Origin of the sequence: Roseimarinus sediminis (assembly GCF_050433125.1) — a bacterium.
Lineage (GTDB): Bacteria > Bacteroidota > Bacteroidia > Bacteroidales > Prolixibacteraceae > Roseimarinus > Roseimarinus sediminis.
The window spans coordinates 128,178-154,440 of the sequence record NZ_JBNPXV010000002.1 but is presented as its reverse complement, the minus strand read 5'-3'; the positions used below and the strand labels follow the sequence as shown (position 1 = coordinate 154,440).

The following is a 26,263-nucleotide window of genomic DNA, read 5'->3' as shown; positions in this document are numbered from 1 at the left end:
CATGAGAGGCTCTGAAAGAGCAGATCATGGAACGAGAAGTTTATCCCGGTTTACCGGGAAGTCCCATGAGAGGCTCTGAAAGAGCAGATCATGGAACGAGAAGTTTATCCCGGTTTACCGGGAAGTCCCATGAGAGGCTCTGAAAGAGCAGATCATGGAATCCCGGTAAACCGGGAAGTACTACCTACTTATCAAAGTTCAATTCCGTAAAGTTTGATCTTATTGTAGAGGGTTTTTCGGTCGATTTTAAGCATCCGTGCCGCTTTCGACTTGTTGTAACCTGCATCCTGAATGGCTTTTACAATGAGCTGTTTTTCAATACCCGACGAAGCATCTTTTAGCATCGACCCTGAATTGCCCTGAGCCTGTAAGCCATCGGCCGCCTGACTTCCATTAATACTGTCAGGAAAGACAATTTCGTGCGGCAAACAACTTTTGTCGATGGTGTCGGCCCTGGCCATCAGCACCGAACGACGAATTACATTTTGCAGTTCACGAAGGTTTCCCGGCCAGGAATAGTTCATAAGGATTTCCTCTGTTTCGGTATCGATGCCTTTTACCGAACGATTGAGCTGCCTGTTCGACTGCTTTATAAAATGTCGGATAAAGATCAGTAAATCGTTATCGCGTTCGCGCAAGCCTGGCAGATGCAGTTTGAATTCATTCAAGCGGTGGTATAAATCTTCTCTAAAATTATTTTGCTCCACCTGTTCAAGCAAATTTTCGTTCGAAGCCGCAATGATACGTATATCGATCTTTCTCGGTTTTTCTTCACCCAAACGCGACACCATGCGTTCCTGAATGGCTCTGAGCAGCTTTAGCTGAATATCGTACGAAAGGTTCCCCACTTCGTCGAGAAACAAGGTACCACCGTCGGCTTTCTGAAAAACACCGGCTTTATCACTGATGGCTCCGGTAAATGAGCCTTTCACATGTCCGAACAATTCACTGTTGGCCAGTTCCCTGGGAATCGCACCACAATCGATGGCCAAAAAAGGTTTATTATTTCTGTTGCTGTTTTCATGCAGGTAACGCGCCAGGTATTCTTTCCCTGTTCCTGTTTCACCTTCAATAATCACCGACATATCGGTTGGTGCCACCCTGGTAGCCAGTTCGATGAGCTGTTGAATGCGGGGACTTTCTCCTACAATGAATTCCTCAGAAAGGGGCTTACTTTTCCTGCTTCCTGCACTTTTATCTTTCCTTTTCAACAGCTGATTGATCAGATCGAGTAATTCTTCCTGTTGTACCGGTTTGGTAATATAGTCGCTGGCTCCCAACTTCATGAGCTTTACCGCCATTCGAACATCGGCATAAGCAGTAATAATTACAACAGGCAGGCCGGGTTGAAGCGAATGCATCTGTTGAAGCAAATCCATGCCACTGCTATCGGGCAGTCTGAAATCGCAAAGTACCAGATCGAACTTTTGACGTTTAAACAATTCCATCCCTGTACTTCCCGAAAAAGCTGCTTCCGTATTAAAACCGCTGTTTTGCAGTTGCTTGCCCAACAACTGACACATGAAAGTATCATCATCAATAATTAAAATATTCTTCATTTCTTCAATCTTATCAGCTGTTTTGTGTCGTATCCAACTACAGTATACAACGCTTCAAAGCAACTAAATATAAGAAGAAATATGCGTTAGTAAAAGTCGGTGCTTCAGAAAGTCTTTAAGGTGTCAGGGTATAAGACCATTAATTGATTTTGCTTCGTTTCTTTAAATTGAAGCGGAGCCGATGCTTTTCAACACCCCGGTCACTGATCAAAAATGCAAATGGTTTTAGCTCATTAATATTTCGCATAATGATTTTCAAAATGGCCAGAATGGGTACCACGATCATCATCCCGGCAATTCCCCAAATCATATTAGCCAGCAGCAGACTGACAATAATGGCAAGTGGATTAATTTTTACATTACTGCCTACAATGTTGGGTGTAAAGAGATAGCTTTCGAGAAATTGAACCACACTAAACAATAAAGCTACTTTTATCATGGTTTCTAGAGGATGATCGTAAGTGAAAAAAACATAAACGACAGGAATAAATCCGCCCATAAAAGAGCCAACGTAGGGGATCAGATTCAAAAGTGCAGCAAACACACCGAACATCAGTGCGTGAGGAACACCGAGCACAAATAATCCCAGCGAGTTAAGAACAGCCAGAATCAGAATCACAAGCAACAATCCGCCCAGATAGCGGGTCGTCACCCTCGAAATCTCCCGTAAAATCAATAAGGTCCTTTTACGGCGCAAACGGCCTGTCAGCCTGAAAATAAACCAGGCAATTTTAGTCCTGTAAAAAAGAAAGAAGAAGGTATAAACCGGCAACATTACGATCTGAAACAAGGTGGTCGTAGTGGCCGTAAAGAAACTCCCTACCTTATTTTCCCACGATGACAGCAAATCGTCTGATATACGATTGATAAAATTATCAAGTGTCGAAATATTCACACCAAGGCCCGCCTCAACACCTTTGAGAAATTCGGTAAAACGAGCGTCAACTGTTTGTTTCATAAGGGCCGGATCAAATGAAAAATCAGATAAGGCAATGATTAAAAAAAGTGACAAAGCCCCCAAAGCCAGTAAGGCCACTAACATTACCATAAAAATTGCAACGATGCGGTGCATACCACGCTGTTCGAGTTTCCAAACCAGCGGATACAACATATAGGCAAAGAAGAAACTGAATACCAGCGGAATTAATAGATTACGGGCCAATACAATGACCAAAACTAAGATGGAAAGAATGAACATCGCCATGCCTGTTCCAATAACGAATCGATACCTCATAAATCATACGTTTTTGAATATTTCACAGGTGCTCCCGCAAATAAATAGCGCTTTGTTTTGGCAAGACGTATTTTTTGGGTCCGATCACCAGCAAAATGCTTATCCGAAAAAATGATGCCATCGTAGTATGAGCAGATGGAACAACCCACTCAAATAACTTATAACAAGCATATTATCAAAAATACACAAAAAGAAAGATGGGACAAAGTGTAGCATTTTATCCTCATTTTTGTTTCTTTAGCAGGCATCGTAAATTATAAACGAAGTGGAAATCAACAAGCAAGCAGTAGTTTTCAGTTAGAAGGAACAAACAATTTCGTTAGAAAAGACTTAAATTAACAAGCCAATTCAGTAAACAAATAAATTTGCAGACCATCATCAAAGCGGATTACAATTAGATTATAACATGACAGAAACAATGCAAAAAAAACGGATTAAATTGGCAAAACACAGCGATCATCCTGTTTCATTTGTGTTGCTTGTTCTTTTCTGTTTTTTATTCCCATTAAAAAACTGGAGCCAGGAAAACTATGAGGTCAGAAAAATTAAATTCATTGGCAACAACACCCTTTCTTCGGGCATTTTAGAAGAACAGATGAACCTCAGGGAAGTATCGTGGTTTGACAAAAAAATACTAAAAATAGAACCCTCGCTGTTTCATGCCACCCTTCTCAACAATGACCTGCTTCGCCTTGAACGGTTTTATCAGCGTGAAGGCTTTCTAAACGTCAGTTTGTCTGCGCTTCCTCCAATTATCGACGACAACAAACAAACCATCAAGCTCACAATTTCGATAGCAGAAGGAAATCCTGTAAAGGTCGATTCCATCAGTTTTCAGTTTGAAAAGGAACCTGAAGGAATTTCTGCTGATTCACTGCGAATGATGCTTCGACAGCAAAGCACAAAACTACAAGACAGTCGGTTCAGGGATGCTTCGCTTGGTAATGTTTTGGATGAACTGGAATCGAGTATAAACAATCAGGGCTATCCATTTGCAAAAGTCGATTATGAGATCGGGCTCGATACGCTCAATCATCAGCTCAGCCTCCGCTTCCTGATCGATCCGGGATCAAAAAGCTATTTTGGCTCCACCACCATTTCGGGGAACCAGCGAATCAGCAGCGAATTCATCACAGGGCAGTCTGCCTACCGGTCGGGCATGCTGTACAATCAGTCACGACTTGAGAAAACACGAAGCGATCTGTATCAGTTACAACTTTTCAGGATCGTTTCGGTACTGCCAGATATCAACCCGCAAACTGCCGGCGACAGCATTCCTGTAAAAATTTATGTTGAAGAAGCTCCCCGAATCAGCAGTAAATTTGGAGTCGGCTATGGTACCGAAGATCGTTTCAGGGCATTTGCCAATTTCAACTATCTTGGTTTTCTAGGAAATGCCCGCCGCCTGAATATCTATCTTAAACATTCGGCAATAGAGCCTTACCTGGCGCAGCTTCGATGGATTCAGCCCCGTCTTTTTGGCACCAAGGCGGGTATCTCGCTTGAACCTTTTGCAAGCCGAAACTCAGAACCCGGATATGATACGCGTACCTGGGGCATGAACATCCCGTTGAATTACAAAATTAGCCCTTCGTGGCATAGCTCACTGGCCTACTACTTTCAAAATGTAAAACAATTTCTCGAGCCAGGCGAAACACTGCCTTCGGGACTGGAAGGAGAAGAGCTCCCTTACAATAAATCGGGCTGGCTGCTAAGTACCGTTTTCAACGATGCCCAGCCAAAATTTTCACCCGAAAAAGGCTTCAACATAGCCCTTGGTTTTAAACTGAACGGCTATCTCTTTGGAGGCGATTTTTCATACACACGCATTTGGGCCGATTATCGCTCCTATCATCCGCTTGGAAACTTCACGCTTGCGCTGCGAACGATGGCCGGCATCGTCAACAGCGACTCAAACGATGCCTTTGTACCCGTTGAAGACCGTTTTTATTCGGGTGGCAGCAATTCGGTGCGGGGATGGGGCCGTTCACAACTCGGACCAAAACGCGAAAGCGGAACGCCTCTGGGAGGAAAAAGCATTGTTGAAGGAAATATCGAAATAAGACATCCTTTGTTCTGGCAACTGAGCGGAGTTGCTTTTATCGATGCCGGCAATGTGTGGCACGAGACTTTTCATTTTCCATTGAACGAACTGGCCTTTGCAGCTGGCGGAGGTCTCCGGCTGGCAACCCCCATTGGTCCTGTCAGAGTTGATGTGGGGTTTCCGGTTTTTGCCTCCAGAAAAACACCACAACTGTTTATTAGCGTAGGACAAGCATTTTAAAAAGTACCATGAAGAACATTCTGTTCCATATCCTGAAAGTGATCCTGATTCTGGTGAAAACCATGCTGGTACTTCTACTGCTTATGGCCCTGTTCAGCCAGACAAAAACAGGAAAGAGAAAGATCATTCAACAAAGTGAAAAATATGCCAGTCAGCTGATTAACGGCAGGCTGGAAATTGGAGAATTAAAAGGAAACCTGCTGACCGGTTTTTCATTGCACAACATCCTTCTTACAGGAAGCGAAGACACCATTGCGCAGGTGGCTTCCATCGATATCTCTTACCATCTGGCCCCTTTGTTTCGACGCAGCATCGTTATAGAATCCATTCACATCGACCAAGCATACCTGCACCTGAGTCAGAACAAAGATTCACTCTGGAATTTTAACCAACTACTATTGCCTTCATCCCCCAATGATTCGAGCGAAGAAAAAACCATTCCTGAATTTTCTTTCCAAATCAATCAGTTCAGACTGTTAGCGGGAAATATCAGGCTTAACGCCTTAGACACCCTGCTTCCCCAGGCAATTGAAAACATCGGACTACTTTTCTCCCTTGAGGGTAATTCAAAACAACAAAAACTTCAGCTTCAGTCCTTTTCATTTTCCAGCCTTTCACCCGATCTGGATCTTAAGCACTTATCATTTCTTGCCGAACACCAGCAATCCAGCATCACGCTCAGCGATTTCTATCTGAAAACCGCCAAAAATCAACTCGAAGCCAATGGCAGCTACCAGGAAGATGACCAGTTAAAGGCCGACCTTCATCTTCGAAGCAAAGACATCATGATCGAAGAATTTGAGCTATTCCTGCCCGACTTTAGTTTACCGGTTCATCCTTCGCTGAATGTTAATGCAATGCTTGAAGGCGACACCTTAAGCGCACAGCTCCGGCTGGTTCATGAAAACGAAATCATACAGATCGAACTGCGCTCCGACAAACTGCTGGCCAGTTTAAATCAGCCCGACAGTGTGGCACTGCATTACCTCATTAATGCACAGCTCGAAAATGTGAAGCCCGAAAGCTGGATCACTCAGTTAGATCCTGGGCACCAGCTCAATGGAAAACTCAAAGTCGAAGGCCGGGGCACCGATCCCTCATCAGCAATTGTCGGACTGGTAGCTCAGTTTAATAACAGCGTGCTAAACAATCAAAAAGTTGAGCAACTTGAAATGAACCTGAACCTAAACAAAGCAAAACTCGATGCGCTAATTGACGGACAGGGAAGTTTCGGACGGTTTCATTTGGATGCCAGCGTAAATCAACTCACCACCTTTCCCGATTACAGCATCCGTTTCAATACCCGTCAGCTCAATCTGGCGGATATCCTGTCCGACACCCTTTATCAATCGTCGCTTAACCTGAATGGGGAAATTGAAGGAAAAGGGATCCAACCCAAAGAGCTCAGAGCATCGGGCATGATCAGTGCATCCAATGCTGACGTTTTCCAAATCAGAATCGACTCAATGCTAAGCAGTTTCCAATTTGAAGAAGAACTACTCACAATCGATTCCTTGTGGATACAAAGCGACAGCTTACTGCTCACTGTTGACGGGACTTATCGGCTCAACCAGGAATTCGACCTTATGCTGCATGCTGCATTCAGCAAACTCGATCTGTTGAAGCCGATCACCGGTTTGGAAACATTCAATGCAAAGGGAAATCTGGAAACACACCTCTGGGGCCTGCCCGACACAATCAATATGGAAGCCTCGGCCAGTTTGCAACAGATCGAATATGATTCCCTCACCCTTGAGTCACTCGAGCTGAATACATCGGGAATAATTGCCGGAGACACTTCATTCACAGTAAAGGCCCGCGCAACAGCGCTGAATTCAGGCAGCACCACACTCGACTCGCTGCTGGTATCGGCCAGCTACAATCAGGCACTTATCGACCTTTCAACCCTGTTGTACATGGAAAATCTTCATTCGGATATGAAGGCCGCTATTGAGCTTGATTCGTCAATTGTTGTGCAACTTCGTGAATGGGAAACTCACTACAATGACCAAAGCATCAGGCTGGTCAATGTTCCTTCTACCATCACCCTTTCCCCCGAAAGCTATTTAATTGAAAATTTCAGGCTGATTGCCAACCACAACGAAAACCAATACTTTCATGCTGAAGGACTAATCAGTCAAAAAGAGGTACAGGATTTTCGGCTTGAAATTCACAATTTCGATCTTGCTTTCCTTTCAACTTTCATTCCTTCTGACTATGATGTTCAGGGACTGTTAGGCTTACAACTTGAACTAAGCGGCCAGGCAAACGCTCCGGCAATAAACAGTCATTTCGATCTTCAAAATGCCAGCTTCAACACTTATCCGCTGACCCGATTCGACGGATCGCTCGCCTTTAAACAAGAAAATTTATTAATTGATGCCATGCTTATCCCTCACAATGGTGGAGCACTCGAAATGAAAGGCACAGTTCCGATGCAGATCCGGCTCGATAGTATGAACTTCAACCTCCCCGATGATTCAATCCACTCGGAAGTTAGCATTAGTAATTTTCCACTCGAATTCCTGAAAGTATTTACAAGCATTACTCCGCCCCTTGGAACGCTTAACGGAACCATCAATTTAGGGGGCACGCTTGAAAATCCGCTCTCCTCCGGGCAGCTTCAGCTCAGCGATGCCTCATGGAAGGTGCCTGAATATGGAATTGACTACAATCAGATTGTGTTGAATGTCCATTTCGACAACAGTTCCCTCAACCTTGACACCCTGCTCATACAAAGCGGCAACGGAAAGATGCTGGCAAGCGGAAGCACCGGTTTTCAGCATGCTATTTACAGTGGTGCGATTGAAAACTCCAAAGTAAACGTGCTTTTCGATCGCTTCACTCCTTTTAATCACAGGCAATTTAATATCGAAATTTCAGGAGATGCAGCACTGACAGGAACCAGGAAAGACATGGTTTTCGACGGTGCACTCACCATTCCTTCAGCCAGCATTTATTTGCCGGCAGTAATAGCCATTATTGGAAATCAGGCTCCTCCCGAAATAAAAAAACCCATTCTGGTAAAAGAACTTGAAAAACTACGTCAAACCACCGACAGCCTGTTGCCGGAACAAGCACACTCCACGGTACCCGATTCAGCCATTTTTAGTTTCGGGGAAAATATCAACGGCAAGCTCAAAATCAAGATTCCAAAAAATACATGGATCAAAAACGAAGCCATGCGCATTGAGCTTTCAGGAGATCTTGAGATGATAAAAAATGCCAGGTTTACTGAACTTTTTGGTACGGTAGATGTCGTTCGTGGACAATATGAACTATTGGGAAAAACTTTCATTATTGATGAAGGACTTGTTTCATTTGAGGGAGGAGAAGATTTTAATCCGCGTGTAAACCTTTTGGCTTCCTATAGTTTCAGAAACAGCAAGCGCATGCAGGAAGAATTGTTGCTCCGGCTTTCAGGAAAACTCAATGAACCGGAAGTGTATTTTTCGATGAACGACCAACAGGTCAGTGAGGGCGATGCGCTTTCGTACCTCCTTTTCGGAAAGAGCCTGAACGAGCTGTCACTCAATCAGCAACAGGACCTCAACCAGGCCGGCGGATCTGAACTGGCAGCAAAAGCCGCATCATCGCTTTTAACCAGTCAGTTAAACAAAGTGCTTGGCGAAAAACTCAACGTCGATTACATCGAATTGAGCAGCAATGGTGAATTCGACAATGCCACCGTAGTGCTTGGAAAGTACCTCACCAATGATTTGTTCGTGAGCTACGAACAACATTTGGGCAATACCGATGAAAAAGGCATCGATCAGTATGAAGTTAAACTGGAATACGAACTGTTTAAGTTTCTCTTCTTACAGCTAAACAATTCGACCAGCGAAAGCGGTTTTGATGTGATTTTCAAGTTTGATTCAAAAAAGTAAACGCATTACAGGCAGTATTGCTTACGGCGTGTCAGCAGCATGACTGCCATTTGTAGAGGGCTAACCCCACACTGTGGATGAACCCTCACAGAAACATGACCCGCCACACACTAAACAAAAATCACTATCCTTTGTATATCTGGTCATTACGCATAATTCATTCCTTTCAACAAACTCTGGCATAATTCTTCCTTAACAAACTGTATCCGGCATGGCACGATGTTGTAGTTAACTCGCACCAACCGCTGTTGACTCAAATTCCGTCCGGAAAATAAACTGAATTATTAACCTTTAAATTTCTTACATTATGAATAAGACAACAAACGCATTGATTGGATTTTTAGCAGGGGCAGCAGCCGGAACCTTAACAGGCATTTTAATTGCACCCGACAAAGGCTATAAAACAAGAAAAAAAATCAAGAAGAAAGCCAAAAAGATTTCACGCGACATCAGCGACACCTTCGAAGACCAGATTGACCATCTTGAAAGACAGATAAATCAAATGAAGAAGGATGCAACAAAAGAAGCTGATAAAGTAAAAGAAGCTGCCTCGAAAGTTGCCGATACAGCTAAAAAGTAATCCAAAAAACAAAGAAATGAGCAAAAAGCTGTCGGACAATTTTTCAGGATTAAACGCTGCCATTCAGGAATACCTGCGTCTTCGGATCGACATTCTGAAACTAAGTTTGCTTGAAAAAACGGCCAAAACATCGGTTGTAATAATCAGCCACATTGTATTTATAGTGCTTGCGGCCTTACTGTTTTTATTTGCTGCGGCGGCCTTTGTGGTTTGGTACGGGCAAAGCTTTAATGATTATCTGGCCGGATTACTAATAATTGCCGGATCAATTGTAGTGCTGGGTCTTTTCTTCATGATATTTCGAAAAAGGCTGATAGCCAATAACATTGTCAGACAAATGTCATCAATTTTGTTTGAAGAGGAGGAGGAAGATGAATAGCAACTACAACATAGGCAAGGTAAAAAGCCTCCGGGAAGTAAGGATACTGAAAAGAAATCTGAAGCAACAGCTTCGCTTTCATGACGAACGCATTAAACAGGAAACAAGCGAAGTTGTTTTCGATTTTAAACGCTGGCTCACCAATACGCTAATAGAAAAGAGTGTCACGGCGCTGCTCACCATGGCTTTTAGCAAAATGAAAAAAAAGAATGTCGCGGCTGAAGAATAAGAAGATCATAAGAAGTACCCTGATGGGGACTTTTCGATACAAAACCTCAAAAACAAGAAAATAGCGCAAGACCCAAAGAAGGCTGTTACCCGAAAAGGAACAGCCTTCTTTTTTGTCTGTATTTTAGAATGCTTTAATAAGCAATGGCGTACAACACCCTTTGTTTTGAAGGCTTTCCGGAATAAACACATTTTCCTTCTTCCTCGGGAGCATCAAGTGGAATGCAGCGGATGGTGGCCTTGGTTTCCTCCTTAATTTTTTGTTCCGTTTCAGCACTTCCATCCCAGTGCGCCGAAATAAAACCTCCTTTGTTGGCAAGTACTTCCTTGAACTCATCCCAGGTATCAACACTGGTGGTGTGTTCTGCCCTGAAGTCGAAGGCTTTCTTATAAATCGACTGCTGAATATCGTCGAGCAAAGTTTCAACATAACGATCGATGCCTTCGATTGGAACTACATCCTTGGTAAGCGTATCACGGCGGGCCACTTCTACGGTACCATTCTCAAGGTCACGCGGGCCAATGGCCAAACGAACAGGAACACCCTTTAGCTCATATTCGGCAAATTTCCAACCTGGCTTTTTAGCATCACTATGGTCATATTTGACGGAGATACCCAGCGCTTTCAGGCTGGCTACAATCTCATCCACTTTGGAAGAAATGGCTGTAAGCTGTTCTTCGCTTCGGTAAATTGGAACAATTACCACCTGGAAAGGAGCCAGTTTAGGTGGAAGCACCAAACCATTGTCGTCGGAATGAGCCATGATGAGTGCCCCCATCAGCCGGGTGGAAACCCCCCATGAGGTCGCCCAAACATGTTCAAGCTTACCTTCCTTGTTGGCAAACTGTACATCGAAGGCTTTGGCAAAATTTTGACCCAAAAAGTGAGATGTACCCGATTGCAGTGCCTTTCCATCCTGCATTAGTGCTTCAATGGTGAGTGTGTCGAGCGCACCGGCAAATCGTTCGTTTTCCGACTTATGACCTTTAATTACCGGCATGGCCATGTATTGTTCGGCAAAATCGGCATATACATTTACCATACGATAGGTTTCTTCAATGGCCTCCTGTTTGGTAGCATGAGCGGTATGTCCTTCCTGCCAGAGGAATTCGGCCGTACGTAAAAACAAACGGGTCCGCATTTCCCAGCGAACCACATTGGCCCACTGATTACACAGTATGGGCAGATCACGCCATGACTGAATCCAGTTTTTGTAGGTATTCCAGATAATGGTTTCCGAAGTAGGACGAACAATCAGTTCTTCTTCCAGTTTGGCAGATGGATCTACCACCACGCCATTCCCATCGGGATCGTTCTTCAAACGATAATGCGTTACCACCGCACATTCTTTTGCAAAGCCCTCAACATGAGCTGCCTCCTTGCTAAAAAACGACTTCGGAATAAATAGTGGGAAGTAGGCATTCACATGTCCTGTTTCTTTAAACATATGGTCAAGTTGCGCCTGCATTTTTTCCCAAATGGCATATCCATAAGGTTTGATTACCATACAGCCACGTACAGCAGAATTTTCAGCAAGATCGGCCTTGACAACCAGATCGTTGTACCATTGTGAATAATTTTCACTTTTAGAAGTTAATTCCTTAGCCATTTTTTGTCCTTTGGTATAGTATTTGTTTACTTTGAGTAAATTTAAAGCGCTACAAAGAAAGCACAAAAATACAAAAATATAAAGCCTAAGGAGGACAAGTTATGAAACGTAAATTAATCATCATCACCATGGTCGCAATGGTCGCCACGGCCTGCAGCACAGGACTGCAAACTACTGGCGGCTACGTTGACGACATTTACTACAGGCCGGGCGATGTTTCAATGGAGCTGAGTCCCGAACTGGCAGACAATGAATTGGCTAATAAGAAACAATTAGCCAAAAAAGAAACCATCATTGTAAGCCAGCTTGAAGAAGGCGAAGACGGCACAAAAAAGCTGAACAACTATATTTATGCCGACGATGAACCAGACTGGTTCAACAAAGTGCAGGCTTATAATCTCGAGAACATCGACAGTGTAGCGAATGATACCGTCTATTTCCCCGATGAAGATCAGGGGCAATATGAAATCAACAACTACTTTGTTGAAGATGATTTCTCGTATGCCCAAAGGATAAGAACTTTCCACGACCCCTATTATTATCATTACGATCCTTACTATAACTTTTCGTTCCGTTGGGGCTGGGGATCTCCACATTACAGCTATTGGGACCCATGGTATTACGACCCATGGTACTATGGTTCATGGGGCTATGCAGGGGCCTATTGGGGTTGGTATGGATACAACTCATGGTATCCACCCTATTATCACAATCATTATTACCCCTACTATGGATCATATTACAACAACTGGCCCTATTATGCCGGAAACAATCGCGATTATCACGATGGTGACCGTCGTTCACGCCGACCCAACACCGTATATGGTGGCGGAGGTGTTGCAGCCCGCTCGGTTGGCAGCAGTGATATGCGCCAAAGCGGCAGTGTAATTAATAAATCGGCTCAGAGTAACGGACGAAGAAGTGTAATTGATAACACCACTGCATCAAACCAAAAATCAGTTACTACTCAGCGCAGTGGAAGTGGCGAAGCACTGATTGAAATGAGAAGAAGCACCACTACTTCAAATGTTAGTCGTAACGGCAATGTCAGAACAAACAATACCAGCACAGCACCGGCATCGACCCGCACGGCCGTAACTCCTGTTACCCGTTCGGAACGAAGTGGAAGTGCCAGCTACAACAAGCCGGTTGTATCATCGGGCAACGCAAACACTCAGCGCAGTTCGGATTATACGCCCAGCTACAACAAACCACGTTCAAATACCAGGGCAACCTATAACAGGAGCAACAGCACACCGGCACAAAGTCGTAGCACCTATACACGCTCGACAGGAAGCAGCTCAAAAAGCTACAGCATTCCGTCGTCAACAACGCGCTCAACCCCTACGTCGACTTACCGCAGCGGTTCATCCGGATCGTCAAGCCGGAGCTACAGCAGCAGCCCGTCACGATCAAGTTATTCGGCACCCAGCCGTTCGAGCAGCACGCCTAGCAGGAGTAGCAGCAGTTACAGCCCGTCACGTAGTTCTTCGGGAAGTAGTGGAAGCAGCTATTCACGTAGCTCGGGAAGCAGCTCGTCAGGTAGCAGCTCATCGAGCAGCAGCTCATCGGGTGGAAGCCGTGGCAGCCGCCGATAATATAGCTAAATGAGGCCTTGCTTAGAAAGGCAGGGCCTCATTTTAAACACAAATAAATCTGAAATAGTGGATGTTGCACTACACTGCTCACCACATTAATTAATAAGCCATTTTAAACACGCTAAAATAATTGTGATGAAAAGATACTTTATAACAATACTGGCACTGCTGACATTTAGCTTTACTTTTGCTCAGGATTTTTATGATGCACTACGTTACGCTCAAACAGAATATGGCGGCACCGCCAGGTCAATTTCCATGGGAAGTGCCTTTGGAGCCCTGGGTGGTGACTTTGTTTCGGCCAGTATCAATCCTGCCGGTTTGGGATTCTATCGTTCGGGTGAATTGACGCTTTCACCCACGCTTAATTTTAACCAAATGGAAAGCAGCTATCTGAATAATTTGGAAAGCGACTACAAATACAATTTCAATTTCAACAATCTGAGCTACGTGGCCACCGCCAATACCGGGATTGAATCGGGAATTGTCAACTTCAGCTTTGGAGTAGGCTACAACCGACTGAAAAATTTCCATTCGAATGCCATGATTCAGGGCTTTGGTGCCAACACCACCCTTTTGAATTACTATACCGATTATGCCAACAGCATAGGAAATGTCAACAGCTTTGATCCTCACTACGAAGGGCTCGCATGGAACACCTATCTTGTTGATGAAGATCTTGACCCCGAAGTAATTGAAGGCATTTACTACAATGACCTTACCGACTATCAGGCCTACGAAATTTACGATGAAAACAATAATTATCTGGGAATTGGCTACGATGCAACAGGCGTAAAGCCCCATCAGCAGAAAAAGCACATCGAACAAATTGGTAAAATTGATGAATACCTCTTGTCGATGGGAGCCAATGTGAATCATAAATTTTACTTTGGTGCTTCAATCGGCCTGGTCGATCTGCAATTCAAGCAGTACACCATGTATTCCGAAACCGACAATGAAGAACAAAGTGCTATTCTCAATAATTTTACACTCGACCAGGTATTGACCGAATCGGGCTTTGGCATCAACTTCAAAGCAGGAATCATTTATCGTCCCATTCCCTCTTTGCGCCTGGGAGCAGCTTTCCATACTCCGACCTTTTATGAGATCAGCCGCTACGACAACAAACAGATGACAGCCAACTACGACCAGGGCATTGGCAATCCCGATGACGGATATTACCAGCAACACAATGACGACAATTATCAGGATTATGCTTACGAACTGGAAACGCCTTTGAAAATCAACCTGAGTGCAGCCTATACTTTTGCCGACAAAGGACTGATCAGTGTTGACTACGAGATGGTAAATTATGCAAATGCCAGGTTCCGGGCGATCGCCGGTGACAATTTCGATTATTCGGGGCACAACTCCGATATTGACAACGTATACCAATCGGTGGCCAATATACGTATTGGTGGTGAGTACCGCCTTACACCCAATTTTAGTCTACGGGCCGGATACAATCTGCTGGGCAATCCATGGCAGGACAGCTACACCTTCGACGATGGTACCAGTGCGGCTCTGCACAACAACAGTGATACCTTTTCGGCATACACCGGAGGTTTTGGCTACCGTCAAAACAAATTTTTTGTTGATTTTGCCTATCGTTTAAACCAAAACAACTTTGCTCATAAAGTGCACGAAATTTATTATACCAACCCCGGACAAGGCGACGCAACTGCAACGATTACAGAACTTAATCATCAGGCAACGGTAACCTTTGGCTTCCGCTTCTAGAAAAAACAGCAAATCAGGATGGGGTAAAATCCATCCTGATTGTATTATCTAAAACCCCGTATTGCAAACGTAACTAGCCAAAAATGCAACGAAAAGAAGCAATCGATTACCAGCTTGCCCTGACTTACTTTCAGGAGGCTGAAAGCAATGGCAATAAACTGACTACCGGAAGTCTTGAGGCCAACGTTTGGCTTCATCGTGAAAAGATCAATCTCGACTTTGTGATTGAAACAGCCAAACAATTACCCGACTCGCGCATTTTTATCATTGCATCGGGTCCTCACAAGGGTTTCTATCTTTATTCTACCAAAAACATGAGCTGCTTCAAAATAGTTGCAACATCTGAAAGAATCAGTAAGGTGCAAGCAATTTGATTTATTATCTTTGATTTTATTTACAATCAAAAATAATGATCCTGTTACCCGAAGCCGATCCCATAGGAAATGCAATTTATAATTATCATTTCAGCCGCAATAACTCGCCGGTAAAAGTCGCTTCAACGCTTGTTGAAGACGAGGAATTGCCTCCCGACTATTTTTTCCGCACTTTTCGTCAAATGCCCAAACTGGAGCGCATGGCCCTGCGTAAGAGCAAAGGAAAAATACTCGATGTAGGCGCAGGTGCGGGTTGTCATTCAGTATGGATGCAGGCCGAAGGCATGGATGTTACTGCACTTGAGATCTCTCAGCTCTGTTGTGAAGTGATGAAGGACAGGGGACTGAAAAATATAATCAACCGCTCGGTATTCGACCTGAAAGATTCAAAATTTGACACCATCCTGCTTTTGATGAACGGAATCGGAATTGCCGGAACCACTCAGGGCCTCGAAAACTTATTGCTCCATTTAAAAAACCTGCTTCGCCCCGGAGGTAAAATTCTACTCGATTCATCCGACCTGATTTATCTTTTTGAACAAAGCGACGGTTCTTTCCTTTTAGATATCAACGCCAGTCAGTATTATGGTGAAATTGACTATCAGCTGAGCTACGGAGCGATTCATGGACAAACCTTTTCATGGCTATTTGCAGATCATGTAATTTTGAGTGATATTGCAGAGAAAAACGGGTTTAAAACCAGGGTAGTCGAATACGGCCCCCACTATGATTATCTGGCTGAACTTAGTCTGATTTGATTTACTGAAACGGAACAAACTAATTTGGAGTGCTCCTGTCCCTTTCAACCATGCTTTGCCCCCCGCAAGCAAAGGAATTTCAGGATCACCCTCAAAAAACTAAAATATGGAAGAAATGGAATTTCGTAATCTGACCAATACCGAAATTGAACAGTTAAAACAACAAATGTGCACCTGCGACGAATGGAGCAATATTTTTGTCACCAACGACTTCTCTGCACAATATGTATACAACTCTCATTTTTCGGGTGTAATCAAAATCGGTGCACTCAGAAAAAAAATAAAACTCTTTGGCGGAATCAAACGTCATACAGGCATCTACAATTCAACCCTTCATAATTGTGGCATTGGCAACGATTGCTACATCAACTATGTAAAAAATTACATTTCGAACTATAATGTAGGCGACAATGTAGTGATCAATAATGTACAACTGATTGCCAACGAAGGAGTCAGCAGTTTCGGAAATGGCGAAAGAATCGCAGTGCTCGATGAATCGGGAGGGCGGGCCATCATGATGTTCGATCAGCTATCGGCTCCTCTTGCCTACATTATGACACTTTACCGCTACCGGCCTCAGCTCATCGCCCACCTTGAGCATTTGATTGAAAAATATGCACAGGGCAAAGCCTACCAGCGTGGTTACATTGGCAGCAACAGTACCATTTCGAATACAGGCGTTATTAAAAACAGCTGGATTGGAGAGCATGTCAGAATTGAAGGCGCCCGTTTTCTGATCAATGGATCGTTGATCAGTAATGAAAAAGCGCCCATTCATATCGGAAGTGATGTGATCATGAAAAATTACATTATTCAAAGTGGAACCACCGTAAGCGAAGGGGTCATTCTGAACAAGTGCTATGTTGGCCAGGGATGCGAACTGGGCAAAAATTACTCAGCCGACAATTCGGTGTTCTTTGCCAATTGTCAGGGGTTTCATGGCGAGGCCTGTTCCATTTTTGCCGGACCTTTTACCGTCACTCACCACAAATCGACCCTTCTGATTGCCGGCATGTATTCGTTTCTGAATGCAGGCTCCGGATCGAACCAGAGCAACCACATGTACAAACTGGGCCCCATTCATCAGGGCATCGTTGAACGCGGATCAAAAACAACATCCGATTCCTATCTGTTGTGGCCGGCCAAAATTGGGCCATTCACACTGGTTATGGGCCGACATTACAAGAATTCCGATACTTCCGACATGCCCTTTTCCTACCTCATCGAACGTGATGACAAAACCTGGCTGGCTCCTGCGGTTAATTTCCGTAGTGTGGGTACCATCAGGGATGCGCTCAAATGGCCCCGGCGTGATAAACGAAGCGATCCCAATAAAATTGACCCCATCAATTTCAACCTGCTGAGTCCCTATACCATTCAAAAAATGGTGAAGGCAATTGCCATCCTAAATAATCTGAAGACCGTCTCGGGCGAAACATCCGAAGAATACATTTATAACAACACTTCCATATCGAACAGCTCACTTCATCGTGCCATTAAGCTATACAACATCGGAATTGATAAGTTTCTCGGCAATTCAGTCATAACCCGTATCAATGGTAAAACTTTCACCAGTGTAGAGCAACTCAGGGCTGTTTTACAAGCCGACTCAGATGCTGGCAAAGGGGAATGGATTGATATGGCCGGTCTGATTGCACCTAAAAATGAAATTAAAAAAATTCTCGACCAGGTTGAAAACGGAACGCTTACCGATCTGTGCGCAATCGAGAAGAAGCTGAAAGCCATTCATGAAGCCTATTACGACATCGAATGGAACTGGTCGGCAGGCTTGCTTGAAAAGCGACTGGGCAAGAAAATTGAAGAAATTGAAGCCCAGGACATCACCCTGCTGATCCAACAGTGGAAAAAATGTGTGGTTGAGCTTGACCAGTTGCTCTACAACGACGCAAAGAAAGAATTTCAACTCAGCTCAATGATCGGCTTTGGAATCGACGGCGACAACGAAACCCGCCTGACCGATTTCGAAATGGTAAGGGGCAGTTTTGAGACCAACAGTTTTGTTTCCGAAATCAAATCGCATATCCAACGAAAATCTCAGTTGGGCGACAAGGTCATTGAAGAAATCAGAAACTGCTGCGCCCACAAGGTCGATTAATGAAAAAACAGGTAGGCCACCAGTATGGCAGCCACAATACCGACAAAATCGGCAATAAGCCCGCATGTAAGTGCATGACGGGTTCTTTTAATGCCCACCGATCCAAAATAAACCGCCAGCACATAGAAGGTAGTATCGGTTGATCCCTGAAAAGTAGCGGCCAGTTTCCCTGCAAACGAGTCAACGCCAAAAGTGTTAAAACTGTCGAACATCAGGCCACGGGCGCCGCTGCCGCTTAAAGGTTTCATAATGGCAACCGGCAAGGCATCAACGAAATCGGTGTTCACCCCCATTGCTGCAACGGCCCACTTAATGGCACCGGTCAGGTAATCCATGGCTCCCGAAGTACGAAAAACACCTACAGCCACCAAAATGGCGACCAGATAAGGAATGATTTTCACCGCAATTTTGAAACCATCTTTGGCACCATCGATAAATGAATCGTAAACATTCACTTTTTTACGCCAAGCCATCAGAATAAATCCAACAATCACACTGAAAATAATTATTCCGCTGGATACATTCGACACCACTTCGACCATCTCCCGGCTCAAGGTCGAAAAGTACCAGATAATGCCCACAATAAAAGCAGTCATTCCCCCAAGCCATGCTAATACGGTTCGGTTAAACAGGTTAATTTTTTGTGCTATTGAAACAGAAATAATTCCGGCCAGTGTTGAAAAAAAAGTGGCGATCATAAGCGGGACAAACACATCCGTCGGGTTCACGGCGCCATATTGCGCCCTGTAAACCATGATTGAAACCGGAATGATCGTCAACCCCGAAGTATTCAGCACCATGAACATGATTTGTGCATTCGATGCAGTTTTTTTGTTCGGATTGCTTTCCTGCATCTCCTTCATGGCCTTTAAGCCCATGGGGGTCGCTGCATTATCGAGATTAAGCATGTTGGCAGCAATATTCAGGGTAATAGAACCATAAGCCGGATGATCTTTCCCCAGCTCGGGAAATAATTTTTGAAAGAAAGGACCAATTACCCTTGAAATGACCCTCACAATCCCACCATTCTCTCCTATTTTCATGATGCCCATCCACAGGGTCAGGACGCCTGTAAGACCAAGAGAAATCTCAAATCCGATCTTGGCCGAATCGAAAGTCGATTGCACCAGCATACTAAAAATCTGGTAGTCCTGAAAAAAAATCAGCTTGATCAGCGCTACCACAAAGGCAACAACAAAAAAGAAGATCCAGATGTAATTTAATACCATAAAGTTGAAAAATTACTGTTCTTAAGGGCGGATTGCATATATTTACCAAAACTAATAAAATGTTCGGTATTGATAAAAAAAACGCCTGCTACCGGGCAACGAAAGCAAGTTAATCGCGTTTATCTGTATAAAGAAATCGACAACACAATGTACAAATTAAAGGTTGCAATCATTTTATCCTGTCTGGTTTTTCTGCTTACAAATGATCTTTTTTCTCAGGATAAATTCAAAGTAGGCATCGCCATGGGTAGCATTCTGCCTGTTGGAGAATTTCAGAAAAGAGATAACAGCTTGCTTGATGCAGGGTTTGCCGAATCGGGCTTTACACTGAGTTTTGATGGCGACTACTATTTCACCCGAAGGCTGGCACTTACCGGTCGGTTTTACTTTGGGATGACTTCAATGAACAAACAAAGCAATGTTCAGTGGCTCGAAAACCAATTGGGCGAATCATACAACGACGACTCTGTAAGCACTTCTATTGGATACTGGCAATGGTCGGCTCCGCTGCTTGGAATAAAATACAATTATCCCATCATCATCAATCGTTTCTATTTTGAAACCGGAGTCTTTACCGGTTTGAATATTACAAGCGTTCCAACACAGACGATGAAAATTGTTCTGGCCGATGAGGAGCAAAGCATTTATTCTGAAAACATACCGGGACAGGCATTTTCAGTGCCTTTCATGGCCGATGCAGGTTTCAGAATTATGATGGGCGAAGGATTGCAACTGAAAATCAATTCATCATGGTATCAGGCCATGAGCCGTTATGAACATGTTGAATACCTTGTAAACGACAAAACCAACAAGGTAGATGAAGAATTTGAACGCTACCAGCTCGCAGTACCGCTCAAAGCTTTCAATTTTAATATCGGCCTGATTTATAACTTATAAAAAAACCCGGTATGCGCTACCGGGTTTTCTGTGTCTTATCTGAAAAATTAGTTATTCAGGTTGGCCTTGTATTCGTTAAACGATTTGATGTTGTCCTTGCTGGCATTGATGTAGGTCAAGGCCTGTTCGTTTTTTGGATCAAATTCAAGTACTTCTTCAAACAAAGGAATGGCTACTTTAAATTTTGAAACAGCTTTTTCCATGTTGGTTAAATAGGAAGCAGGATCACTGCTGGCTGCTACTTTGGCCAGTTCATTGGCTTCGTTAAACGGAACCGCAGCATTCTGAAGCATTGGAATGGTTAACATCGACACCATTTTTGAACGGTATTTGCTGTCGGGATATTGCTTCAGGGCCGTTTTGAGCGTGGCTTCCATTTTTTCTTCATTCCCTGCACTCTTATAAATATCAGCCATGTATAACAAACAGGCATCCTGACGATAACCCAAGTCGGTCGCTTTTTGATAGTGACTGAGCGCCAAATCATTTTTGTCCATTTTGCTGGCACTATAGGCCATATAGTAGGCTATTTTTCCATCCTTGGCTGCTTCTTCTCCGCCTTTTTCAAGATATGTTTCAAGATATTGATATGCCTTTGCATAATCCTTCTCTTTCATGAAATCGGTGGCCGCGTACTTAAAGCTGTTCACATACAGGCCTTTTGTATTTTCATCGGTGGCAGCACCTTCTTCACCCGAATTCAAATATTTCTCCCAATTTTCAATGGCGCTTACATAATCTTTATTTCTGTACGCGTCGTTTCCATCATTTTTAGCTTTTAATCCTTCACTCAATTCCTGCGCAAACGAGGTTGAGACAATTGAAATAATAAACAATATCAACAATACCTTCTTCATACCAAATTCATTTAAAATTTTGATTAATAATATTTAAGCTTTTTTTCCAAGGTTCTCAAAGATAAGCAATTTGACCAGTTACGAAAAAAAACGTTCTAAAATAACAATTTTTTACAAAATGCATTTTTCGGCTTAGGGGTTATAATGGTCCTTGTGCCAAAATCCCAGAATATCCATTACCATCTGACGGTAATTAAGTGCTTCCTGGTGTTGAGGAGCTTTTTCCAGGAGCTCGTTCAGCGTATTTAAAGCAGTTCCCCACTGCTGCTGACGATATAAAATTTGTGCTTTCAGCAATAATGCCTCAACATGCACTGCATCGTCCAACAACAACTCATCCAGCTTTTGTATTCCTTCTTCCAGCTCTCCACTTTCATAGTGCCTGCGAGCCATTGTTAATTGATCTGTCATGTTTTCAAAGTTCAAAAAAGAGTGATCATCAAAATAAACTGTTTTTGCAATTAAAATGTTCACTCCTCATTTTCAATCTGTTTAAGAACCGAAGAACCGGTTTTTCATTCAACAGCTAAACTTATTCAATTACCGTTCCATTTTTTTGGTGAAAATATTAAAAAATTAAAAATCACCACGCGATACGCTTTGAATGCCCTTAATACTTTGAAGTTTATGAATTAAAAAATCGAGGTGCTCAATATTGTTCACATAAACCCTTAACACGCCTTCAAAGTTACCGTTTTTGGTATCGATGTTGATCGACCTCATTTGTACGCCAACATCCTTTGCAATAACATAAGAGATGTCGCCAACAATTCCCTGGCGGTCGTTGCCCAAAAGATGAATGGTTGCCTGAAAAGAGTTGTTCTGCTTATTGGCTTTCCATCGTGCCTTAATAAAACGATAAGGATATCTTTCCTTCATTTGCCGGGCATTGGGACAAGTTTCACGATGGATTTTAATTCCTTCACGAATGGTAATAAAGCCAAAGATTGCGTCTCCAAAAATGGGGTTACAACATTGTGCCAGTTTGTAGTTGATATTTTTCAGGTTGTTATCGATTACCAGAAACTCGTCGTTACTTTCGAAGGCCAGGTTGTCGACCACCTTACGGGGCATCAACTCGGAAAGCACATCACGGGCATTGCTGCTTTCGTCTTCGTGGCTCTTCAGTATTTCCTTCAACTGCAAAGCCTCAATTTCGCCGGTAGCCACTGCATAGTACATGTCCTGCGCCGATTTAAATTTAAGCTGGAGCAGCAGTTCACGCACTTGTTCATCGGAAAATTCAATTTTCCAGTTTTTGAATTTCCGTTTTACAATCTCCTTTCCATTTTCGGCTTCCCGCTTTTTTTCTTCATTCAAACTCGATTTGATGCGGCTTTTCGCTTTTGAGGTAATTACAATATCGAGCCAGTCAATTTTTGGGCGTTGATGGTTGGCTGTATCAATAATTACCTGATCACCATTTTTCAGTTTGTGCTTAAGGGTCACCTTACGGTTATTGATTCGGCCCCCCACGCAACGATCCCCCACATCGGAATGAATGTCGTAGGCAAAGTCGAGTACGGTTGATCCGGCAGGCAGTTTACGAAGATCGCCCCTGGGCGTAAATACAAAAAGCTCGTCCTCGTAAATATTGGTTTTAAACTCGTCGAGCAGGATGTTGGGATCACCATCGGGATTCTCGAGTATTTCCCTGATATTGGCCAGCCAGCTGTCGAGGTCCTTGTTGCCCTGCCCGCCCTTGTATTTCCAGTGGGCCGCCATTCCTTTTTCAGCCACCTCATCCATTCGTACCGTTCTGATCTGCACTTCGACCCAACGACCATGAGGTCCCATTACCGTGGTATGAAGCGATTCGTAGCCATTCGATTTGGGAATTGAAATCCAGTCGCGCATGCGCTCGGTATTGGGTTGGTATTCATCGGTTACGATGGAATACACCTGCCAGCAATCCGACTTTTCATTTTCGGGCTTCGAATCGAGGATCACTCTGATGGCAAACAAATCGAACACTTCTTCAAAACTCACCTTCGATTTTTTCATCTTATTCCAGATCGAAAAAATCGATTTGGTACGGGCCTTCATTTCAAAACTGAAGTTTTTCTGTTTCAGTTTATACTCGATTGGTTTTACAAATTCGGAAACAAATTTTCTCCTTTCTTCGGTTGTTTCTTCCAGTTTTCTTACAATCCGGCTGTAATCGTCGGGGCGCAGGTACTTGAGCGATAAATCCTCCAGCTCCGATTTGATATTGTAAATGCCCATTCGGTGAGCCAACGGAGCATACAAATAAGAGGTTTCGGTAGCATATTTTTGCTGCAAATCGGAAGGCAGTCCTTCAAGATTACGCATATCGACCAGGCGGTCGGCGATTTTAATAAGCACCACCCGCAAGTCGCCCGATAAGGTAAGCATCAAACGGCGAAAATTTTCGGAATGTACCGAGATAGTAACCGTATCGATGGAATTGATTTTAAACAAACCATCGAGCAGCACAAATACCTGCTCTCCAAAACGGGCAGGAAGCTGAGCAATCAGCTCGTCTTTTTCGTTGCTGCTTTCAAATACATTGTGCAACAAGGCTGCCACAACCGAATCGGTACCAATTCCCAGCTCACTAACTACAATGCGTGCTACCTCAATTGAATGAAAAACAATGGGCTCACCCGATTCCCAGGAGGCATCACCCAGTATTTCGAAAGCTGCTTTCGCCGCTTCGCTTACTTTTTCAGGATCGATTGCCACATTGCTTTTGCTGCATTCACTGAGCAGGGCAACAAGGCGTTCCTCAAATTTTAGTTGTAATTCACTCATAATCTATCACTTTAACTTTCAATCGGGCTATTAAAACCACAGTCAGCTAATCCCCGGATTCCTACAAATTCATCATTTGCCTTCAAAAAGCAAAAACGGTATGAACAAAAAAGTCCTGAATAAAATCAGAACTTTCTTTACCGGATACGCTTACTATTTTAACTGGTATTAAAATCTGTTTTCCAGTATTTTTCTGATTTCGTCGGGGCCTACCAGCTTATGCTCGCCAATATTCACATCTCCTCTCGACTCCATTCGTTCGACGATTTCATCGATTGAGGTTACCGGAATATTGTAATCGCTTAAACGGGTTTTAAGTCCCATTTGCTCGAAGAATTCCTGGGTTTTACTAATGGCCTTTCCGATAATTGTTTCATCGTCGGTGCCACTAATACCCCATATGCGTTCGGCATACTGAAGTATTTTTTCGCGTTTCGACTCCTTCATTACCCTCATCACACCAGGCAAAACAATGGCGAGTGTACGTGCATGATCAACACCATGTAAGGCTGTTATTTCGTGCCCGATATTGTGGGTTGACCAGTCCTGCGGAACTCCCATTCCTATTAATCCGTTGAGCGCCATGGTTGCACACCACATAAAATTGGCCGCAGCATCATAATCTTCAGGATCAGCATAAACCTTAGGGCCTTCCTCAATCAGGGTAAGCAAAATTGATTCTGCCATACGATCCTGCAACTTACCGTTAATCGGATAGGTAAGATACTGTTCAATCACATGCACAAAAGCATCGACTACTCCATTACCAATCTGCTGTTTGGGTAATGAAAAAACAACCTCTGGATCGAGTACCGAAAAAAGCGGCAAAACTTCGGGCGAACTAAAAGCCAGTTTCAGCTTGTACTCGTTGCGTGTGATGACCGAATTACCGTTCATCTCCGAGCCGGTAGCCGGCAGTGTTAATACCACGCCAATGGGAAGGGCTTCAAAAACCTCTTCATTGTGAGCCAGTATATCCCAGGGTTCTTCCCCTTCGTATAAGGCAGCTGCTGCAATAAATTTGGCAGCATCGACCACTGATCCGCCTCCAACTGCAAGAAGAAAATCAATGCTTTCTTCTTCTATCAGTTCAAGTGCTTTCATGCACTTTTCATAACTGGGGTTAGGCTCAATCCCGGAAAATTCATAATATTCAAAACCATCGATGGCATCGATCACCTGATCGTAAATGCCATTGTTTTTAATACTTCCACCTCCGTAAATCAACAAAATTTTCGAGTCTTCAGGAATTTCATCAGTCAACAGACTGATTTGCCCTTTACCGAACAAAACTTTTGTGTGGTTGTAAAAGACAAAGTTGTTCATAACAATTTTTACTTTTGTGTAAAATGAAAAGGTTTAACTTCAAACAATGAATTAATTCAGGGATTAAAAGTACAATTTACCTTCAAATCTGAAATATTTATTTCTGTATTATTTGGTATTGTACCTAACAATAACGTTTGTAAATTTACAAAAAATGGATTCAGATACCAGAAATAACGACAACGGAAATTCTTTTGAGTACCGTTTACGTGAGGTTTCAGACGAAGAAATCATTAACATCATTCGCTACCGAAATCATTATCAGCCACATGCCTTTAAGGCTGCCATTAAAGAAGCATTAAAAAGAGGCATCATACAAACAATCGATGATCTTGACAAGGACGAATTTCTCCCGATCCCGGTTCAAACGTGGTCACTTTTTCCTTTAGGTACAAGTAAAACCCACACACTGGCCTTATTTAAAAGTCTTTGCAGAACCTACTACGGAATTGCGCTCATACCGCTGATTTATGGTGTTTTTGCTTTGTTTCGTGGAAATTTTGTACCCGGCATTGCTACCCTTTTAACCACACTAATCATTATTTTCCTGATTTATCAGCTTGAAAAAAATATCAGTCCGTTTATTGCTCATCTTTTACTGGCCCTTAATGTTCCGGTAATCGGATATGCCGTCTATTATCTTAGCACCAATGGAAATCAAAATACCATGGATGCTGTGGCAATCGCAATCGTTGTTTTGGTATTATTGTACACCAGTTTCTATCTCAATAAACTTACTTCGTATTTAAAACCGGATAATCAGGAAGAAGATTAGACACCGCTTTACCGATACCAAAAGGTCATTCATCGATTTACACTGTTATATACATGC

At 43.3% G+C, this 26,263-nt stretch carries 20 protein-coding genes; 12 read left to right on the top strand and 8 right to left on the bottom strand.

All coding sequences use genetic code 11. The annotated features are described in order from the left end of the window. Window positions 1–191 precede the first annotated feature (191 nt). Complete coding sequence (locus FHS86_RS03655) at window positions 192–1,559, bottom strand: sigma-54-dependent transcriptional regulator (RefSeq protein WP_429411252.1); 1,368 nt, start codon at window positions 1,557–1,559, stop codon at window positions 192–194. Between the two features lie 139 nt (window positions 1,560–1,698). Beyond that, window positions 1,699–2,793 (bottom strand): AI-2E family transporter, encoded by a 1,095-nt coding sequence (locus tag FHS86_RS03650; protein WP_429411250.1) that lies wholly within the window; start codon window positions 2,791–2,793, stop codon window positions 1,699–1,701. 439 nt (window positions 2,794–3,232) lie between these two features. On the opposite strand from FHS86_RS03650, the gene FHS86_RS03645 reads away from it, so the two are divergent. From FHS86_RS03645 to FHS86_RS03625, 5 genes are all read left to right on the top strand, one after another. Beyond that, window positions 3,233–5,077, top strand: coding sequence for a BamA/OMP85 family outer membrane protein (locus FHS86_RS03645; protein WP_429411248.1), 1,845 nt, complete (start codon window positions 3,233–3,235; stop codon window positions 5,075–5,077). Between the two features lie 8 nt (window positions 5,078–5,085). Next, window positions 5,086–8,964, top strand: a complete 3,879-nt coding sequence (locus tag FHS86_RS03640; protein WP_429411246.1) for a translocation/assembly module TamB domain-containing protein — start codon at window positions 5,086–5,088, stop codon at window positions 8,962–8,964. Between the two features lie 307 nt (window positions 8,965–9,271). Then, window positions 9,272–9,544 carry a YtxH domain-containing protein gene (locus FHS86_RS03635; RefSeq protein ID WP_429411244.1) on the top strand — a complete coding sequence of 91 codons (273 nt, stop codon included), beginning with the start codon at window positions 9,272–9,274 and terminating at the stop codon, window positions 9,542–9,544. A 16-nt stretch (window positions 9,545–9,560) separates the two neighbouring features. Next, the gene (locus FHS86_RS03630) at window positions 9,561–9,923 is read left to right on the top strand and encodes a hypothetical protein (RefSeq protein WP_429411242.1); all 363 of its coding nucleotides are present in this window, start codon (window positions 9,561–9,563) and stop codon (window positions 9,921–9,923) included. Beyond that, window positions 9,916–10,152, top strand: coding sequence for a hypothetical protein (locus tag FHS86_RS03625; protein WP_429411240.1), 237 nt, complete (start codon window positions 9,916–9,918; stop codon window positions 10,150–10,152). The genes FHS86_RS03630 and FHS86_RS03625 overlap by 8 nt, the downstream gene beginning before the upstream one ends. A gap of 133 nt (window positions 10,153–10,285) precedes the next feature. Here the strand turns inward: FHS86_RS03625 and proS are convergent, their stop codons facing one another. After that, window positions 10,286–11,761 carry a proline--tRNA ligase gene (gene proS / locus FHS86_RS03620; RefSeq protein ID WP_429411238.1) on the bottom strand — a complete coding sequence of 492 codons (1,476 nt, stop codon included), beginning with the start codon at window positions 11,759–11,761 and terminating at the stop codon, window positions 10,286–10,288. Window positions 11,762–11,862: 101 nt separating this feature from the next. Between proS and FHS86_RS03615 the strand changes: the two genes are divergently transcribed. From FHS86_RS03615 to FHS86_RS03595, 5 genes are all read left to right on the top strand, one after another. After that, window positions 11,863–13,359: a hypothetical protein gene (locus tag FHS86_RS03615; RefSeq protein ID WP_429411236.1), complete on the top strand. Its 1,497-nt coding sequence runs from the start codon at window positions 11,863–11,865 to the stop codon at window positions 13,357–13,359. Window positions 13,360–13,494: 135 nt separating this feature from the next. Continuing rightward, on the top strand, window positions 13,495–15,099 hold the full coding sequence (locus tag FHS86_RS03610) for an OmpP1/FadL family transporter (protein ID WP_429411234.1): 1,605 nt from the start codon (window positions 13,495–13,497) through the stop codon (window positions 15,097–15,099). An 83-nt stretch (window positions 15,100–15,182) separates the two neighbouring features. Further along, window positions 15,183–15,473, top strand: coding sequence for a hypothetical protein (locus FHS86_RS03605; protein ID WP_429411232.1), 291 nt, complete (start codon window positions 15,183–15,185; stop codon window positions 15,471–15,473). Window positions 15,474–15,508: 35 nt separating this feature from the next. Beyond that, window positions 15,509–16,231, top strand: coding sequence for a class I SAM-dependent methyltransferase (locus FHS86_RS03600; RefSeq protein ID WP_429411230.1), 723 nt, complete (start codon window positions 15,509–15,511; stop codon window positions 16,229–16,231). A gap of 106 nt (window positions 16,232–16,337) precedes the next feature. Then, window positions 16,338–18,347: a DUF4954 family protein gene (locus tag FHS86_RS03595; protein WP_429411228.1), complete on the top strand. Its 2,010-nt coding sequence runs from the start codon at window positions 16,338–16,340 to the stop codon at window positions 18,345–18,347. Here the strand turns inward: FHS86_RS03595 and FHS86_RS03590 are convergent. Next, window positions 18,344–19,576 carry a nucleoside recognition domain-containing protein gene (locus FHS86_RS03590; protein ID WP_429411226.1) on the bottom strand — a complete coding sequence of 411 codons (1,233 nt, stop codon included), beginning with the start codon at window positions 19,574–19,576 and terminating at the stop codon, window positions 18,344–18,346. The two genes, FHS86_RS03595 and FHS86_RS03590, sit on opposite strands and share 4 nt — an antisense overlap. 147 nt (window positions 19,577–19,723) lie before the next feature. Between FHS86_RS03590 and FHS86_RS03585 the strand changes: the two genes are divergently transcribed. After that, complete coding sequence (locus tag FHS86_RS03585; protein ID WP_429411224.1) at window positions 19,724–20,473, top strand: porin family protein; 750 nt, start codon at window positions 19,724–19,726, stop codon at window positions 20,471–20,473. A 47-nt stretch (window positions 20,474–20,520) separates the two neighbouring features. Here the strand turns inward: FHS86_RS03585 and FHS86_RS03580 are convergent, their stop codons facing one another. The 4 genes from FHS86_RS03580 to FHS86_RS03565 all read right to left on the bottom strand — a co-directional run bounded on the left by FHS86_RS03580 (window position 20,521) and on the right by FHS86_RS03565 (window position 25,431). After that, the gene (locus FHS86_RS03580) at window positions 20,521–21,330 is read right to left on the bottom strand and encodes a tetratricopeptide repeat protein (RefSeq protein WP_429411222.1); all 810 of its coding nucleotides are present in this window, start codon (window positions 21,328–21,330) and stop codon (window positions 20,521–20,523) included. Between the two features lie 132 nt (window positions 21,331–21,462). Beyond that, the gene (locus tag FHS86_RS03575; RefSeq protein ID WP_429411220.1) at window positions 21,463–21,741 is read right to left on the bottom strand and encodes a tetratricopeptide repeat protein; all 279 of its coding nucleotides are present in this window, start codon (window positions 21,739–21,741) and stop codon (window positions 21,463–21,465) included. 165 nt (window positions 21,742–21,906) lie between these two features. Further along, window positions 21,907–24,105 (bottom strand): RelA/SpoT family protein, encoded by a 2,199-nt coding sequence (locus FHS86_RS03570; RefSeq protein WP_429411218.1) that lies wholly within the window; start codon window positions 24,103–24,105, stop codon window positions 21,907–21,909. Between the two features lie 168 nt (window positions 24,106–24,273). After that, window positions 24,274–25,431, bottom strand: a complete 1,158-nt coding sequence (locus FHS86_RS03565; RefSeq protein ID WP_429411216.1) for an iron-containing alcohol dehydrogenase — start codon at window positions 25,429–25,431, stop codon at window positions 24,274–24,276. Window positions 25,432–25,585: 154 nt separating this feature from the next. On the opposite strand from FHS86_RS03565, the gene FHS86_RS03560 reads away from it, so the two are divergent. Beyond that, window positions 25,586–26,206, top strand: coding sequence for a hypothetical protein (locus FHS86_RS03560; RefSeq protein WP_429411214.1), 621 nt, complete (start codon window positions 25,586–25,588; stop codon window positions 26,204–26,206). Window positions 26,207–26,263 lie beyond the last annotated feature (57 nt).